Annotated in this window: 16 protein-coding genes; 1 reads left to right on the top strand and 15 read right to left on the bottom strand. The window is 59.0% G+C overall.

All coding sequences use genetic code 11. The features are described from left to right. Nucleotides 1–22 precede the first annotated feature (22 nt). The 15 genes from CHR90_RS00485 to CHR90_RS00420 all read right to left on the bottom strand — a co-directional run bounded on the left by CHR90_RS00485 (nucleotide 23) and on the right by CHR90_RS00420 (nucleotide 13,947). Nucleotides 23–835: a phosphodiesterase gene (locus tag CHR90_RS00485; protein ID WP_094406626.1), complete on the bottom strand. Its 813-nt coding sequence runs from the start codon at nucleotides 833–835 to the stop codon at nucleotides 23–25. Then, on the bottom strand, nucleotides 835–1,884 hold the full coding sequence (locus CHR90_RS00480; protein WP_094406624.1) for an ABC transporter ATP-binding protein: 1,050 nt from the start codon (nucleotides 1,882–1,884) through the stop codon (nucleotides 835–837). The genes CHR90_RS00485 and CHR90_RS00480 overlap by 1 nt, the downstream gene beginning before the upstream one ends. After that, on the bottom strand, nucleotides 1,881–2,669 hold the full coding sequence (locus tag CHR90_RS00475; protein WP_094406622.1) for an ABC transporter permease: 789 nt from the start codon (nucleotides 2,667–2,669) through the stop codon (nucleotides 1,881–1,883). The genes CHR90_RS00480 and CHR90_RS00475 overlap by 4 nt, the downstream gene beginning before the upstream one ends. A 4-nt stretch (nucleotides 2,670–2,673) precedes the next feature. Then, a complete protein-coding gene (locus tag CHR90_RS00470) occupies nucleotides 2,674–3,510 on the bottom strand; it encodes an ABC transporter permease (protein ID WP_094406620.1) in 837 nt (278 codons plus the stop codon). Between the two features lie 60 nt (nucleotides 3,511–3,570). Beyond that, on the bottom strand, nucleotides 3,571–4,584 hold the full coding sequence (locus tag CHR90_RS00465) for an extracellular solute-binding protein (protein ID WP_094406618.1): 1,014 nt from the start codon (nucleotides 4,582–4,584) through the stop codon (nucleotides 3,571–3,573). 14 nt (nucleotides 4,585–4,598) lie between these two features. Continuing rightward, complete coding sequence (locus tag CHR90_RS00460) at nucleotides 4,599–5,366, bottom strand: DeoR/GlpR family DNA-binding transcription regulator (protein ID WP_094406616.1); 768 nt, start codon at nucleotides 5,364–5,366, stop codon at nucleotides 4,599–4,601. Nucleotides 5,367–5,870: 504 nt separating this feature from the next. Next, nucleotides 5,871–6,212, bottom strand: a complete 342-nt coding sequence (locus tag CHR90_RS19060; protein ID WP_141210832.1) for a hypothetical protein — start codon at nucleotides 6,210–6,212, stop codon at nucleotides 5,871–5,873. A 111-nt stretch (nucleotides 6,213–6,323) separates the two neighbouring features. Then, the gene (locus CHR90_RS00450; protein WP_094406612.1) at nucleotides 6,324–7,415 is read right to left on the bottom strand and encodes a methanobactin export MATE transporter MbnM; all 1,092 of its coding nucleotides are present in this window, start codon (nucleotides 7,413–7,415) and stop codon (nucleotides 6,324–6,326) included. Nucleotide 7,416: 1 nt separating this feature from the next. Further along, nucleotides 7,417–8,319: an MbnP family copper-binding protein gene (locus tag CHR90_RS00445; RefSeq protein ID WP_094406610.1), complete on the bottom strand. Its 903-nt coding sequence runs from the start codon at nucleotides 8,317–8,319 to the stop codon at nucleotides 7,417–7,419. Beyond that, nucleotides 8,310–9,083, bottom strand: coding sequence for an ABC transporter ATP-binding protein (locus CHR90_RS00440; RefSeq protein WP_094406608.1), 774 nt, complete (start codon nucleotides 9,081–9,083; stop codon nucleotides 8,310–8,312). Before CHR90_RS00440 ends, CHR90_RS00445 begins: the two co-directional genes overlap by 10 nt. Further along, a complete protein-coding gene (locus tag CHR90_RS00435; RefSeq protein ID WP_094406606.1) occupies nucleotides 9,080–10,123 on the bottom strand; it encodes a FecCD family ABC transporter permease in 1,044 nt (347 codons plus the stop codon). Before CHR90_RS00435 ends, CHR90_RS00440 begins: the two co-directional genes overlap by 4 nt. A 55-nt stretch (nucleotides 10,124–10,178) precedes the next feature. Beyond that, a complete protein-coding gene (locus CHR90_RS00430) occupies nucleotides 10,179–11,288 on the bottom strand; it encodes an ABC transporter substrate-binding protein (RefSeq protein ID WP_094406604.1) in 1,110 nt (369 codons plus the stop codon). A 71-nt stretch (nucleotides 11,289–11,359) separates the two neighbouring features. Next, nucleotides 11,360–11,728: a hypothetical protein gene (locus tag CHR90_RS19055; protein ID WP_141210831.1), complete on the bottom strand. Its 369-nt coding sequence runs from the start codon at nucleotides 11,726–11,728 to the stop codon at nucleotides 11,360–11,362. A 272-nt stretch (nucleotides 11,729–12,000) separates the two neighbouring features. Continuing rightward, nucleotides 12,001–13,455, bottom strand: a complete 1,455-nt coding sequence (locus CHR90_RS00425; protein ID WP_094406602.1) for a TRAP transporter large permease — start codon at nucleotides 13,453–13,455, stop codon at nucleotides 12,001–12,003. Between the two features lie 36 nt (nucleotides 13,456–13,491). Further along, the gene (locus CHR90_RS00420; RefSeq protein WP_229671615.1) at nucleotides 13,492–13,947 is read right to left on the bottom strand and encodes a TRAP transporter small permease subunit; all 456 of its coding nucleotides are present in this window, start codon (nucleotides 13,945–13,947) and stop codon (nucleotides 13,492–13,494) included. Nucleotides 13,948–14,456: 509 nt separating this feature from the next. Here CHR90_RS00420 and CHR90_RS00415 point away from each other — a divergent pair. Next, entirely contained in the window at nucleotides 14,457–14,756 is a 300-nt protein-coding gene (locus CHR90_RS00415; protein WP_229671617.1) for a hypothetical protein, read from the top strand. Nucleotides 14,757–14,776: the final 20 nt, after the last annotated feature.

The following is a 14,776-nucleotide window of genomic DNA, read 5'->3' as shown; positions in this document are numbered from 1 at the left end:
GACGGCCACAGGGGGAACCGGTCTAATCGATCAGAACCCCGGAGGGATCGAAGAAAGGAAACGGGCCAGGGAATGCGCCGATGGCGGCGCGATGGGATAAGAACCCTCCCCCGGTCCAGCGATGCAACTCAAAGCCGGGCGGCTCCAACGTAAAGCAGCTCTCGGCATCAGGGTTGAGGTCAAGGGTGACCTGATGGGCCGGGCTAGAGCAGGTCGACACGACTGCACGCCCGATCAACGTTGTGATGGGGCGGTGCAGATGGCCACAGACCACCCGGCAGACGTGCGGAAAACGCGCCAGTAACCCCGCAAAAGCGTCGGCCCCCGTTAGTCCAATCCGGTCCATATGACCAATACCGGTCTCAAACGGCGGGTGGTGCATAGCAATCAGCGTTGGCCGGTCGCTTGCAGAAAGGGTTGCCTCCAACCAAGCCAGCCGCTCCGCGCAGAGTTCGCCACGGCTCTCCCCTGGCACGAGGGTATCCAGCCCGATCAGGCGGACGGGATAATCGTCCACCACCCACTGCAAAAAGCCGCTTTCTGGTAAATAGCCGTGGTCGGGGAACGCCGCGCGCAGCGTATCGCGGCCATCATGATTCCCAGGCACCAAATAGATCGGCATCGGCAGCCGGTCTAAGAACGTGCGTAGGTGTCGATATTCCTCCGGATCGCCGAAATCCACAAGATCGCCCGTGGCTAAGATCACATCTGGTATGGCTTTCAGGGCCAGCAGACTTTCGATGCAGTCAGCCATGAACCGAGCGGTATCGACCCGGCCATAGGCAAGCTTGCCGGGAATTTTAACGTGAAGGTCGGTGATTTGCGCGATCAGCATCAGGCGGTTTCCGGCAAGGCGAAGAGATGTTCGGGGGCGATCGTGAAGCATAGCTTATCACCGGCCTCACTCTCGTTATGGGCGGGGGCATCAAGTGCGATTGGGCGCTGACCCGGCACGTCGAACAGCAGACGCACGCGATCGCCCACGAAAAAGCGGGTAGCGACGGTCGCGGTCAAGGGGCCGGTGGGGTCAAGCCGAACCGCTTCGGGCCGGAACAGCGCCTCCCCCTGCTGCGGGGCAGCAGGCCAGGGGAGGGTGCCGAGCGGCGTTTCCCAGAGCGTGCCGGATTTCCGTCCGGGGAGGATGTTAAGCGTCCCGATGAAGTCGGCCACAAAACGCGAGGCCGGAGCGGCATAAATCTCACGCGGGCTGCCAATCTGGGCAATCTTGCCGGCCGACATGACGACAATCCGGTCGCCGAGGGCCATCGCTTCGGCCTGATCGTGCGTAACGAAAACCGCAGTAACGCGCACCTGCCGCAACAGCGCTGCAATCTCGGTCCGCAGCGTATCGCGCAGCTTGGCGTCCAGTGCTGTCAGCGGCTCATCGAGCAGCAGGACGGCAGGATCGACAGCAAGGGCGCGGGCAAGGGCAACGCGCTGCCGCTGTCCCCCGGAAAGTTGATCAATGCGCCGGTCTGCGAGGGGCGTGAGGCGCATCATCGCGAGCATCTCATCCGTTTTTTCGCAGCGTTTCGTGAGAGTATCGCCACGCACGCGCAGGCCATAGTCGATATTACCGCGCACGCTCATATTGGGGAACAGCGCGTAGGATTGAAACACCATCCCTACCTGGCGCTTTTCGATGGGCAGGGCAGTGACGTCGCGCCCACCGAACTGAATGCGCCCGCCCGCGTCGGGACTCTCCAACCCCGCAATCAGGCGCAGCAAGGTTGTTTTACCGCAGCCGGAGGGGCCGAGCAGCACCAGGGTTTCACCCGGGTGAATGTCAAGATCGAGTGGGGTTAACGCCTGGGTACCATCGGGGAAATGTTTGCCGCAGTGCGTCAGGTGGATGCCGAGAGGCGCAGGGGCGATGCGGGTCATGGGCGGGACTCCAGGCGCTTAGCCGCCCACTGCAATCCCAGTAGCAACGGCATAATGAGCATAAGAAACAGCAACGTATAAGCGCTCGCGATCTCAAGCCGCAGCGAGGCATAGGCATCGGCCAAGCCGACCGGCAGGGTTTTGGTGAAGGGTGTATGCAGGAGCCACGTCATATTGAATTCGCCGACCGACAGGGTGACGACCATGAGGGAGCCCGCCAGAATCCCGCCCCGCGCATTGGGCAGGGCGATGGTGGTGAAGCGCTGCCAAGGCCCGGCGCCCAGGCTGGCAGCCCCTTCCTCCAGCGTTTTAAGATCAATGGCGGTCAAGACCGCCAACACCGCGCGCACCATGAACGGCAGCGTGAACAGCACATGCCCGATCAGGATAAACAGGCTCGATGTGCGCAAACCGCCCCAGGTGCCATAGGCCGAAATCAGGGCGAGTGCCGTGGCTAGGCCGGGAATGGCGACGGGCAGCATCAGCAGTTCTTCTACCCAGCGCGTCCAGCGTTGGCCGCTACGTGCCAAAGCATAGGCGAGGGGGACGCCGATCACCAACGTTACGCCGAGGCAGGCAACGGCAAGGCCGACGGAGCGCAGAATCGTGCCGCCATACTCCAGCATGACTTTCTCAACCCAGCGCAGCGTAAGACCGCTGGTAAGGCCGATACGGTAATCCTCGGTCACACCCGCCGCGAGCGAGAGCAGAATCGGTACGGTCACGAAAGCGCAAGCGAATAGCGTGGCTGCCAGTTGTACCCAGAATAAAGAACGGCGCTTCATCGCCTTAGGCTCCCGCTGCCACACTGTCCCCGGTGGCCGTACGCGCGAGGGCAAGGATGCCCCAGGTAACGAGCCCGAGGATAAGGCTAAGCGCGGCGGCAAGCGCCATATTCGCCTGTAAAGTAAATTCGGTATAAATCACCATCGGCAGCACATTGATCCGCGTGGCAAGAGTAAAGGCGGTCCCGAAGGCGCCCATAGCAGTCGCAAAACACAGCGCGCCGGAGGAGATGAGGGCCGGTTTCAGCCCTGGCATCAGCACATCCCACGTAACACGGGCCGTCCCCGCCCCCAAGGAGCGGGCGGCTTCTTCCAGCTTGGGATCGAGTTTTTCAGCGGCAGCCATGACGGTCAGCAGTGTCCGCGGGAGGGAGAAATAGACGTACCCCATCAGCAGGCCGGCCATTGAATAGGCAAAAACCAGCTTCTCACCGGTCATCCAAAGGCTCACCTGGCCGATCAGCCCCTGTCGGCCCGCCAGCATGATCACCATAAAGCCGACGACAACACCGGGAAAAGCCAGCGGGAACGTTAAAAGCGCCAGGAGCAGCCCGCGCCCAGCGAATCGATTGCGCTGCAAGAACACTCCGACAACCCCAGCGATTAGCAGCGTCATCAGTGTGGTTACGGCGGAGACCAGCATAGTTTGCCCGAGACTTCCCAGATAAGCGCGCTCGCTCAAAATGGCCGCATATGTGGCAAGGCCCTTCGGCCCGCTTGCCCCGACGAGCAATAAATGCCCGAGCGGCAGAAGAAAAAACGCGCCGAGCACGGTCAGCGCCGGGGCAGTAAAGCCCAGTAGCACCAAGCGATGGTGCAGCAGCAAGCGGGGAAGGGCCATCCGGGCGTCTCCGAAAACAGCGCAGATCGGCGGGCACAATTTGTGCCCGCCGGCCGTGGATTAGTTCACGTCGCTTTTGTAACGTTCGACGATGCTCTTTTGGGCAAGGCCAAGCTTACCGAGATCGACGGGCTTAGCGCGGGCGTAATCGGCTGCAGGGAGGAATTTTGCGGCGGCTTCCGCCGAAAGTTTTTCCGTAAAAACGGGCCGCAAAAAGGCATTGCCCCATTGCGCCTGGCTTTCATCCGAAAGCACGAAATCGAGGATTTTGCGGCCATTGGCGGGGTTCGGCCCGTTCTTGGCGAGACCCATAATGTAAGGAAAGGTTATGCTTCCTTCGGACGGGATAACAAAAGTGACCGGGGCTTTATCCGAATATTTGCCGCGATAGGCGTTAAAGTCGTAATCGATAAGAATGGGAATTTCGCCGGAGATCACGCGGGCATAAGAAGTTTGCTTCGGAACAATCGGGTCGTTCTTCTGCAGATCCTTAAAAAAACCGATCCCCTTGTCGATCGTCTCGTAGCTACCACCGAGAGCAAGGTTCACAGCCATAACGCCTAATTGCCCAACTGCGGCGCTGGTCGGATCGAGATAGCCGACCATGCCCTTATAGATCGGGTTTTTAAGGTCCGCCCAGCTTTGCGGCACCGGCTTACCGCCGAGAGCGGCGGTATTTACGAAAAGCCCGAGCGTGCCCGAGTGAATGGTAAACCAGCGGCCTTCGGGATCTTTGAGATCGGCGGGGATTTTATCCCACTGCGCGGGCTTATAGGCAGCAATGATGTCGGCATCAATGGCCTGCCCGGCGGCAATGCCACCGAGATAGACGACATCGGCGACGGGTTTGGCCTTTTCAGCGATCATCGCGGCAATGGCTTGCCCGGAATTCTTATTGTCCGGCGGTACGGTAATCCCAAGACGCGCCTGGATCATTTTCAACTGCGTCCCCCAATCAGCCCATTCCGGCGGGCAATTGTAGCAAACGGCCTGTTCGGCGGCCTGCACAGGGGCGGTGAGGAGCGGCAGAAGCAGCAGCGTACCGAAGGCGCGGCGGGAGAGAAAAGAGGTCATAGCAGTCTCCAAGTTCAGGGGGCGAGCGTCAGAGCGACATCGCTCGCCACAAGCAGGTCGGCGATGGCGGGAGGAGGGGGGGCATCGGTAAAAACGGCGGAAACATCCGCGATTTGACCGCCGCGCACGCTGGCGTTGCGGCCGAACTTGCTATGGTCAAGCACTAGAAAGCTGCGGCGGCAGTTGGCGCGCATGCGCAGTCGCGTTTGGACTTCGTCGGCAGAGAAATCAAGCAGGCTACCGTCGGCGTCAACGCCGCCAACGCCAAAAATGGCAATGTCGACCTTAAATTTATCGAAGAACTGCGCAGCGTCTGGCCCAACGACATCAAGATCGTGGGGGCGGATGGTGCCGCTTGCAATCGACACACTGGCCGAACCGCTCCGCGCCAGAACCAGCGCCACATTCAGATTGTTGGTCATGACCGTTAGCCCCGTTCGCCCGAGCAGCGCGTGGGCGACCTGTTCGGGCGTCGTGCCGATGCCGAGAAACAGCGAAGCCCCGTCCGGAATGGCGTCCGCTACCCGGGCGGCGATCCGGCGCTTAGCGTCTAGGTTTAGAATCTGTCGGTCTTCGTACAGAAGGTTCGGATTGGCGCGCGGCGGTACATCAACGCCACCATGGCGGCGGAGCAACAGCCCATCTTCACAGAGCGCGTTGACGTCGCGGCGGATGGTCTGGCTGCTAACGCCAAAGAGCGCCGCCAAGGTTTCAATAGGCTGAAACCCTTCCGTGCGGACTTTTTCAAGAATGGCTTGGCTGCGCGGTTCGAGGCTGAGCATCCGGTTTCCTTTCGAATGAAAGGGTAACTCGGGCGTGTTTCAGGTTTTTTACGATCAAATGAACATTCTTGCCGGATAAAAATCGTTCATTTGAAAACATTGGAGATACAATAGGCCCCAGCCAGCGAGACACCGATCCCCATAGCGCCTTTTTTTCTCAGGACTATCGCCGTTCTGGCTTAGGCTTTGACTTCAAGAGATCCCGCCCACCGGGGAGAGCGGGCGCGCCTGAAACAATGGACCGCCCTTTAAATACGGATGCGGCCGGTTTTATTCAACGCCATAGAGACTCTATCTTCTCAAAAGCATAAAATTATTTCCCCTTTTTGATAAAATTGTCCCGCATCAAAATGCTGATCGCCAGAAAGCTTATACAGACATTTAACCAAGCACGGGCGCACATTACAATACAACATCAGCCAAATTTATTAATGAATAATTCGTCGCCAGACATTGTATTTTTAATTATATTAAAGACAATTATCCGAAAAAATCCATCCTATGCTATCCCAAGATAGACATTTTTTCTTTCTTTATAAGATTTTTCGATCTGAGCGTTATTTCTAAAATATACGACTCAATTAGCTCTAGCGTCTTTTCAGCGTGGCTCTTGGGTGAAGCGTAGATTGTAAACCGCTCATACTCAATATCCGATTCATCACCCGCTAAATGCCTAAAATAAATTCCCGTTTCGTCAAGCTCGACATAAAACTCGCCCATTGTCAGAACAATCTGGTCGTTTTCCGGAAATGCCCTCGGACAATAACCAAAGCACCTTACCCAAGGTCTCTCGGCGAGATCTATTAGCAACTGTTTTTCTTCGGCGGTTGCGGAAATGTCAATCACGTCTAGGGCCGTCAGTGGTGCAAATAGCCAAGGGGAGTCGGTTAAGCCGTTGGGGCGCCTTGAGGCAAAGGAGGGGCCTTCCCTGCGGGCCCTTCAAGCAGGTATTGCTCGTCAGCCGCCAGGAGGTCCATAGGCCGGGTTGGTCAGCAGCCGCTGATCGGTCAAGCTGCGCAGAAAGGCTATGAGGTCGGCCCTCTCCTGTTTTGAGAGGGCAAAACCAACGATCAATTGATCGGTCTGGGCGCTTCTCGCCCGCCCGCCGCGCGCGTAATGATCGAGGGCGGTATTGAGGGTGGGGATGCTGCCGTCGTGCATATAAGGCGCGGTCACGGCGACATTACGCAGGCTGGGGGTCCGAAAACGCCCCATGTCCTCGGGCTGGCCCGTCACCTCGACCGCACCCGGATTATTGGCGGGATAACTGCCCTTGCCGTCGATATTGTATAGCCCGGTCTGATGAAAACCGGCTTCGACGAAGGCCATGCGCTCATGAGTGACGGCGTTGGAGAAGGTAATCCCGCCGTGACAATGGAAACACTCCAGCCGTTCGGAAAAAAAGAGCGCCTCTCCCCGTTTGGCAGCGGGCGAAATGGCCGACGCTTCACCGCCATAGCGATAGCGATCATAGGGGCTGCTAAACGACGTGATGCTCCGCTGGAAACTCGCCAACGCCTGGGTGATCGAGCGCAGGCTGATGGCCCCATCCTGGGCCGGAAACGCGGCCTTGAAGAGCGGCGGATAGCGGGGATCGGCGGTAAGGCGTGCAAAGAGGGCTTCTTCTTGCCCGGCCAGCCCAAGTTCCACCGGATGTTCCCCAAACATCGGTACAAGGGCTTGCTGTTCGAGCGAATGCAGCAGCGGATTGGCCCAGGTTAGCACGGGAACATAGGCAACATTGGCGAGGCCCATGCTATTGCGAACATGCTTTTCGCCAGTCACGCCGATGCCGACCGGGCGCCCATCGGTGAATGCCTTCGCTTGGATATGGCAGGTGGCGCAGGCCCCTGTTCCGTTGATTGAAAGCTGCGTGTCGTAGAAAAGCTGCCGCCCTAGGGCGACTTTTTCCACGGTCATCGGATTGTCAGCGGGCACGCGCGGGCGTGGAACCCAGGCGGGAAGATCCCAAACCCAGGGCGTCTCCGCCGCTGCTGTCCCCGTGAGAACCAGTACGGCTATGGCCGCGGCGCGTGCCCACTTCCCCATGCTATGAAGCCTTGAAGAAGCGCTGGGGGACCGTCTGCCCACCAACCGGCAGGCCCAAGGCGCGGAAAATGCCGGGGCAGTCGCCATCGCTCGGCGCCGACATGCAGCCAAGGGCGCTTTCCGGCTGGTTCACATCGATATTGGTTTCCGATAACAGCGCTTTGAGGTCGGCAAGGATCACCTGTTTGGCCGGATCGAAGCCCGGTAGAACAACCCGGGCGCGATTGGGGTTGGCGCAGGATTGCGCGGGCTGCATCGCCGCGCCGCTCGGCGTGCCATGTCCCCCGGCGGTGCCCATGGGCATCCCGCCGCCGTGCGCCCCGGCGGGTTGGCAGGCGGTAGAGCCGAGGTGAATGACGAAGCCGCGATCTTTACCGGCCTGAGCACCGCCGGACGTATCCATATCGATGCGCAGGAATTTATACCCGCCGAGCCAATTCCAAAACAGTGTGGAGAGATTAAGCGGCGAGGCGCCCAGGGTCGCGTCGGCATGGTTTAGGGCAAAGGGCACGCCGAGGGTAAAGGCCACGCCGGTATAGGCGCCTGCCGGGGCCGACCCGACCACCTTTGCATTGGTATCGGCGGTACCATTGCTGCACGGGCCGGTTTTATCCTCGAAATCCAGGAGCGCGACGGTTTGATACTGCCACTTCTGGTCCTGGGTCAGCGCTACCGGCTGTTCGGTGCCGTCGGCGCGGATCAACGCGACATCGGAGACATAAAAGCGGAAGTCCGACGGCGTGACGGTCGATTTCGTCGTGCCGATATCGGCATAAGCGCCGCCACACCGGAAGGGCTCGCCGCCAATCTGGGCCGCGAAAGTTAGGATGACCGGGGTTTCCTGCGCGGCAGCGCTGAGGGCGAGGCCGGTCGCGAGCAAAAGCGACGCAAGGGTTATGCGCATGGGGAATTCCTTTCAAGGGTTTGGGCGCGCAGGGGCACGACAACCTGATACCCGGCGCTATCGGTTAGAATTTCTGTTTCGATGCCATAGAGCATGGCGAGGCTTGCCGGGGTCAAAACCTCGGCGGGCGGGCCAATCTGCCAGAGCCGCCCCTCTTTCAGCAGCGCCGTACGGTCGCCGAAGCGGGCGGCAGCGGTTAGATCGTGCAGCACAATCACCGTCACGAGGCCCTGGGCGCGGGTAATGCGGCGCACTGTGTCGAGGACAGTCAGTTGATGCCGCAGATCAAGCGCGCTCGTCGGCTCGTCGAGCAGCAGAATCTGCGGCTGCTTAATGAGGGTTTGCGCCAGAAACACCAATTGGCGCTGACCGCCGCTGAGCCCGCCAACCGGGCGGTCGGCCAAGGCCAAAAGACCAAGCTGGTCAAGGGCGGCTTCGGCGGCAGCAAGATCATCGGGTGTGATGCGCGCCCCGAGCCGCCCGAGCCGCCCCAGCAGCACGATTTCCAAGACGGTCAACCCGCTGAACGGGCCGCTATCCTGCGGCATATAACCGAGCGCGCCGGATGGGATTGGTACCCCCTGAAGGGCCACCCGCCCCGCGGCCGGGATAACCCCCGCGAGGGCCTTCAACAGGGTCGATTTGCCCGAGCCGTTCGGGCCAAGAATCGTTAGAATCTCCCCCGCCCCAGCGGTTAAATCCGGTAGATCGACTGTTAGGCGTTTTCCGTAGAAGACGCGCAGATTTTTGGCCGTCAGGCTCATGCGCCCCTCCCGCGAAACCGCAAAATAAGGGCGAGGAAAAACGGCACGCCGATGAGGGCGGTGACAATGCCGATCGGAAAGACCGCTCCAGGAATGACGATCTTGCTGGCGACCGAGGCGAGGGAGAGCAGTAACGCCCCAAATAAGGCCGAGGCTGGTAGAAAGCCGCGCTGATCTTCCCCCACCAACATCCGCGCAATATGGGGGGCGACCAACCCAACGAAACCAATGGTTCCAACGAAAGCGACCGATGCCCCGGTCAGCACTGAAATGAGGGCGAAGGCGCGCAGCCGCACCCGCCCGACCTTTACCCCCAAGGCCTCAGCGCGCGCATCGCCCAAGGTCATCGCCATCAACCGCCAAACATCGCGAGCGATAAGCGGCAGGCAGAGGACGAAGGCGGCGGCGACGATCCCAGTTTTTGGCCAAGTCGCCTTCTGCAAACTCCCGAACAGCCAGAAGACGATCTGCTGCAAGGCTTCGGGCGCCGCCAGAAATTGCAGCAGCGACAGAAGGGCTTGAAAGAGAAATAAGAGCGCGATTCCCGCCAGCACGAGAATCTCGGCAGCGCCCCCCTTCATCCGTCCAATCATGAAGACCGCATGGCAGGCCACACCCGCAAACAGAAAAGCGGTCAGCGGAATGGCATAGGCCTCGGGTACCGGCAGCAGTAGGCCGAGCAGAATCGCCAACGCCGCCCCGAACCCTGCCCCTGCCGATATCCCCAGCGTGTAGCAGGAGGCCAGCGGGTTATTCAGGATCGTTTGCATGATCCCGCCCGATAGCCCTAAGCCAGCCCCAACGAGCACCGCCATAACGGCGGCAGGCAGGCGGATACGCCAAACGATGGCATCGACGGTGCGGTCTTCCGTCAGGCGTAAGATAGCCTCGGCGACCGCGCGAACGGGCAACAACGCTGGGCCAGTGACACAATCGAGGATAAGGCTGAGCAGCAAGGCCGCGCTGCCCAGCCCCAGCACAAGGCCGCGCCGGGCCGACAAGCGCCGATAGGTTGCCGCAACCGAAAGAGCAGCGGTCATGGCGTTTCTCCCCCAAGGGAAGGCCCCGGCAGCGAGCACTGCCGGGGCGACAGCGTTACGGGGTTACGCGGGCCATCCAGGTGCCGCTATAGGCTACCGGTAGATATTTCGCGTGATAGGCCCGAAAGGCTTCCGCCGGGTCGACATCAGCGAATTCCTGGGGATAGAGCTGCTTTGCGATATACTGCATGGCGACATAATCGAACAGCGTGCGGCACAGGCCATGCTCGATGGCATGGACTTGGCTGGCCTTTACCGCTTTCAACCCATCCCAACCGGGGCGTCCGAGATATTGTTTCAGACTGTCCTGGGTGGTTTCAACAGGGGTATCATAGCCCGTGCGCACCGCTTTCGGACGCCCGACCCAGGACGATCCGGCCATGAAAATCACATCGGGATTTTCGGCAATCACCGCTTCGGCGGCCAGCGGCCCCCAAGGGCCGGGGATTTTGCCGGTAGCGATATTTTCCGCTCCCAGCGTGGTCAGAATCTTCCCCCACATCGTGCCATTATAGGTATTGCCGATGGTTTCCGCCCCGGCTTGGCCGAGCTCGACATAGACCTTCGGTTTCGGCCCTTTGGCGCGGGCAACGCGGGCCAAAATATCTTCATACTGGGTCTTATAGAGGGAGGCGAGTTCTTGGGCGCGCGCTTCGGTTCCCATCACCTTGCCGATGGCGAGCGTGGAGGCGACGTGCCGATCCAGAAGCTGGGCGTTATAGTCGATCACGACGATGGGAATACCCGCCGCCTCGATCTGGTCGCGGGCCGTTTTTTGGGTCTGATAGGCCCATTCGGCCATGATCAGCACATCAGGGCGCAGGGAAATGATCTTCTCGGCGCTGAATGTCCCATCGTCGGAATGGCCAATATCGGGCATCGCGGCGAGATTGGGGATGACGGCGCTATAGCGGGCGAAAATCACCGGGCGCCAGCCTTCCCACGGCGCGCGGGAAATACCGACGACCTTCTGCCAGCCCTCTTTCCCCGCGATGGCGGTAAATTCTTCAAAGTTAAAGTTAAGGGCGACCCGTTCGACCGGTTTAGGGAGGGTCACACTGCGCCCAAGCGCATCGGTCAGGGTAATCGGCTCGGCCAGAGCCGGGAAGGACAGGGCAAGCGTCGCGGCAGCCAGCAGGCCAGCGAACGAACGGCGGTTCAACATGGAAAATTCCTGAAACGAGACGGAAAAGCCACCCTGCAAGGGCTGGGAGGCGTGAAACCCAAGTCTTCGTATCAGGCGGCGGGTGGTCCGCGCGGCGTGTGATTCGAGGCAGGCCGGACGCGGGGGGCCGCAACTGCAACCGCAGGCGCGTCGGCCCTTTCGGCAAAGCGAATAATTCCGACATGGAGCGCCGCCGAGAGCGGTGTACCCCCCGTTAGATCGAGCCGACAGTGCAGGAGGCAGCAGCTTCGATCGTGCGGCACAGCCGACCCGTCGGGATGATCTTGTACCCCGCTAGGCGTACACAGAACAGCCAGCGCGGCATCAAGACTGGTTCCGCCCGTCGGTGGTGCCGACAAAGCCCCACCTGCCAAAGCCTGAACCAGGATGGTCAGGCTGAGGAGCAGCGGCGTTAAACGCGCAAGTAGGGGGCGGACCAATGACATCTCTTCGTGGGTATCAAACCTCCTGGAGGGGAGCAAGCCTCGTCTGGGGCCCATCGGATTCGTGACGGATTTATTGTCCCTCTATCACTGTGCCGATTTGACGACGGACACTCTGTGGCGGGTTGCGCGATGTTTTGGCCTATTGGGGGGCGGGGTTGGGACTGACGCTGATGGCAATCGTCCTTGGCGCCCCTCAAGGTTTACTCGCGCTGCTTTCCGAAAGAAAAGCCCGCCCCAAACGTCGGTAGGGGCGGGCGGAGGAAGACCTATTTGAACTCAATAGGCGGCGGATCGGTGTAGTCCATTTGCGGCACATCGATCTGAATTGTACTCGGGTCGAACTTCGTGGTCCCTTGTATATTGCTCAGGACCAATTCAGGCCAGAACGCGACGACAAAAACCATGATCGCCTGAAGAATAATGAAGGCGATAGCACCACGATAGATTTGAGCCGTTGTGATAGGCGCGATGCGTCGTTTGGTTACGGGGTCCGTATATTCGTTATTCACCGCAACGGAACGCAGGTAAAACAGGGCGAAACCGAAGGGTGGGGTTAGGAACGAGGTTTGAAGGTTCATGCTTAACATGACACCAAACCACACCAAATCGATCCCCATTTTCTCGGCGACCGGGGCTACGAGCGGTACCAAGATGAAGGCGATCTCGAAGAAGTCCAGAAAGAAGCCCAGTGCGAAAAACAGCAAATTCACGGCAAACAAGAAACCAATCGGCCCCCCTGGAAGACTGGTCAGCAAATGTTCAACCCAGATATCCCCATCCACCGCGCGGAAGACCAGCCCGAAAATCGTAGAGCCGATCAGGATAAACATAACGAAGGTTGAAAGTTTCGCCGATTTATCCATCGCTTCGCGTAAGAGCGAGAGGCTCAGTTTGCGCTTCATCAGTGCGAGAAGGAGCGCCCCTGCGGCTCCCATGCCGCCGCCCTCTGTGGGCGTTGCGATACCCATAAAGATTGTACCGAGAACCAGGAAGATCAGCACAAGCGGCGGCATGAGGGACAGAAGCACCCGCTTCAGCAAATCAGCCCCGCGCAGGGTTCGGGCCTCGGGTGGAAGCGCCGGTGCCGCTTTAGGGTTGATCAAAGTGATCAGAAACACATAACCCGCATAAGCCGGGACGAGCAGAAGGCCTGGAAACAGCGCGCCTTCATACATATCGCCCACCGAGCGACCCAATTGGTCCGCCATCACAATCAAGACGAGGGACGGCGGAATTATTTGAGCCAGCGTGCCAGAAGCCGCAATAACGCCAGTAGCAAGGCTACGGTTGTAGCCATACCGCAGCATGATCGGCAACGAGATAAGCCCCATGGAGATCACCGAGGCGGCAACGACGCCGGTGGTGGCGGCCAGCAGCGCCCCAACAAAGATCACGGCATAGGCTAACCCGCCCCGGATCGTGCCAAAGAGCTGCCCAATCGTGTCGAGAAGATCTTCGGCCATTCCAGATCGCTCCAGAATCAAGCCCATAAACGTGAAGAAGGGAATGGCGAGGAGCGTGTCATTGGTCATGATTCCAAAGATACGCTCGGGCATCGCCTGAAGCAGTTGCGGGGGGATCATCCCCAATTCGATAGCCAGGAAGCCAAATAATAACCCGTTTGCGCCTAAGGCAAAGGCAACTGGATATCCGAGTAGCAAAAATAGAACCAACCCCCCGAACATGAGGGGAGCTAGGTTATCGATGATAAGCTGAGTCATAATCGCGCGCGCTCCGTATCAACGGTTGGGGAAGGGCTAGGTGTGGGCCTGCCGTTCCCCCTGATCCGGGTGCAATCCTTGTAGAAAGGCCGCGCGCTTGATGAGTTCAGAGATTCCCTGCAAAGACAGAAGCAAGAAACCAATCGGGATCATAATTTTTACCGGCCAGCGCAGCAGGCCACCGGCATTGCTCGACATTTCGCTGTTGACGATCGACTCCCACACCATGGGCAAAGAGAGCCAAAAAACGATGAGCGTAACCGGCAGGAGAAAAATGAGAGTTCCAAAAATATCGATCCACGCCCGCACCCGGGGGCCGAACCGACCGGAGATCGCATCAATACGGACATGCTCATTGCGGAGCAACGTATAGCCCGCAGCAGGCAAAAACACGCTGGAGAACAAATACCATTGCAGCTCCAACCAAGCGTTTGAGCTCATGTCCAAGCTATATCGGACGAGGGCATTGACCGTACAAACAATAACGGCCATCAATAAAAGCCAATATACGGCCTTTCCGATACGCTCATTTAGCCCATCAATGCAGCGGCTTAGAAAAATTATACCCGACATACCCTCCCTACTCTTTTTTAGACTCAGACCATTTTGGCTCTGTGTCGATTCTCGATTTAACAACGGTGTGGACGGGCAAGCCCGCCCCGCTGTGAGATCGCACCTGTATGATGTACGAGCATCAATATATTTATATTCCAAGATTATCTTTAAATATCGGCGTTAAAAAACTTTTGTACTGGTTCACAGGTAATCCCCCTTTGACCGCAGGGGAGTGTGGGTAGAATTTTCCCGGTCGTTCGAACGAGGATATTCGAATGAGGAAGAGCCGTTTTACGAAGATTATGGCGCATCCTGCGCCCGGCAGAGGGTGGGGTTCCAGTTGAACTGAACGCGGTCTGGTGGTGTTGCCGGGAACAGGTCAAAAATCTTGATCTTGCAGGCGCCGCACACTCTGTCGGATGCGCGGACGGAGTTTATGATCCGGGATGAGTTGGCGGCAGTTTCTGGGGTTTTTGCTGGGAGATTGCACGCCGGATGAAAATACCATCCGGCATTTTCACAATCGGCTGCCGGAAACGGGCACGCTCAAGCGGGGGGTAAAGGCCTTCGATTGGCAGTTGCAGAAGAAGGGCTATATCCCGATGGCGGGGCAAAACATCGATGACTCGCTGGTCCCAGCTCCCAAACAGCGCAATAGCGAAGGCGGCGCAGAAGGATACGGAGGCACGCTGGACGCTGAAGATCGGCGGCAAAACATCCGCTCAATGGCGTTTCGCTTGCGGTAAAGGGCTGGTGAGAAACAGTT

Source organism: Elstera cyanobacteriorum (assembly GCF_002251735.1).
In the GTDB taxonomy this organism is placed as follows: Bacteria; Pseudomonadota; Alphaproteobacteria; order Elsterales; family Elsteraceae; genus Elstera; species Elstera cyanobacteriorum.
The sequence above is the reverse complement of the archived record's forward strand: the minus strand, read 5'-3'. Positions and strand labels throughout refer to the sequence as shown.

Coding starts and splice junctions, on each gene's coding strand:
- CHR90_RS00445 (WP_094406610.1), bottom strand. CDS start 8,319: ATGCGCATAACCCTTGCGTCGCTTTTGCTCGCGACCGGCCTCGCCCTC.
- CHR90_RS00480 (WP_094406624.1), bottom strand. CDS start 1,884: ATGACCCGCATCGCCCCTGCGCCTCTCGGCATCCACCTGACGCACTGC.
- CHR90_RS00435 (WP_094406606.1), bottom strand. CDS start 10,123: ATGACCGCTGCTCTTTCGGTTGCGGCAACCTATCGGCGCTTGTCGGCC.
- CHR90_RS00465 (WP_094406618.1), bottom strand. CDS start 4,584: ATGACCTCTTTTCTCTCCCGCCGCGCCTTCGGTACGCTGCTGCTTCTG.
- CHR90_RS00425 (WP_094406602.1), bottom strand. CDS start 13,455: ATGACTCAGCTTATCATCGATAACCTAGCTCCCCTCATGTTCGGGGGG.
- CHR90_RS00485 (WP_094406626.1), bottom strand. CDS start 835: ATGCTGATCGCGCAAATCACCGACCTTCACGTTAAAATTCCCGGCAAG.
- CHR90_RS00440 (WP_094406608.1), bottom strand. CDS start 9,083: ATGAGCCTGACGGCCAAAAATCTGCGCGTCTTCTACGGAAAACGCCTA.
- CHR90_RS00415 (WP_229671617.1), top strand. CDS start 14,457: ATGAGTTGGCGGCAGTTTCTGGGGTTTTTGCTGGGAGATTGCACGCCG.
- CHR90_RS00470 (WP_094406620.1), bottom strand. CDS start 3,510: ATGGCCCTTCCCCGCTTGCTGCTGCACCATCGCTTGGTGCTACTGGGC.
- CHR90_RS00430 (WP_094406604.1), bottom strand. CDS start 11,288: ATGTTGAACCGCCGTTCGTTCGCTGGCCTGCTGGCTGCCGCGACGCTT.
- CHR90_RS00475 (WP_094406622.1), bottom strand. CDS start 2,669: ATGAAGCGCCGTTCTTTATTCTGGGTACAACTGGCAGCCACGCTATTC.
- CHR90_RS00460 (WP_094406616.1), bottom strand. CDS start 5,366: ATGCTCAGCCTCGAACCGCGCAGCCAAGCCATTCTTGAAAAAGTCCGC.
- CHR90_RS00420 (WP_229671615.1), bottom strand. CDS start 13,947: ATGGCCGTTATTGTTTGTACGGTCAATGCCCTCGTCCGATATAGCTTG.
- CHR90_RS00450 (WP_094406612.1), bottom strand. CDS start 7,415: ATGGGGAAGTGGGCACGCGCCGCGGCCATAGCCGTACTGGTTCTCACG.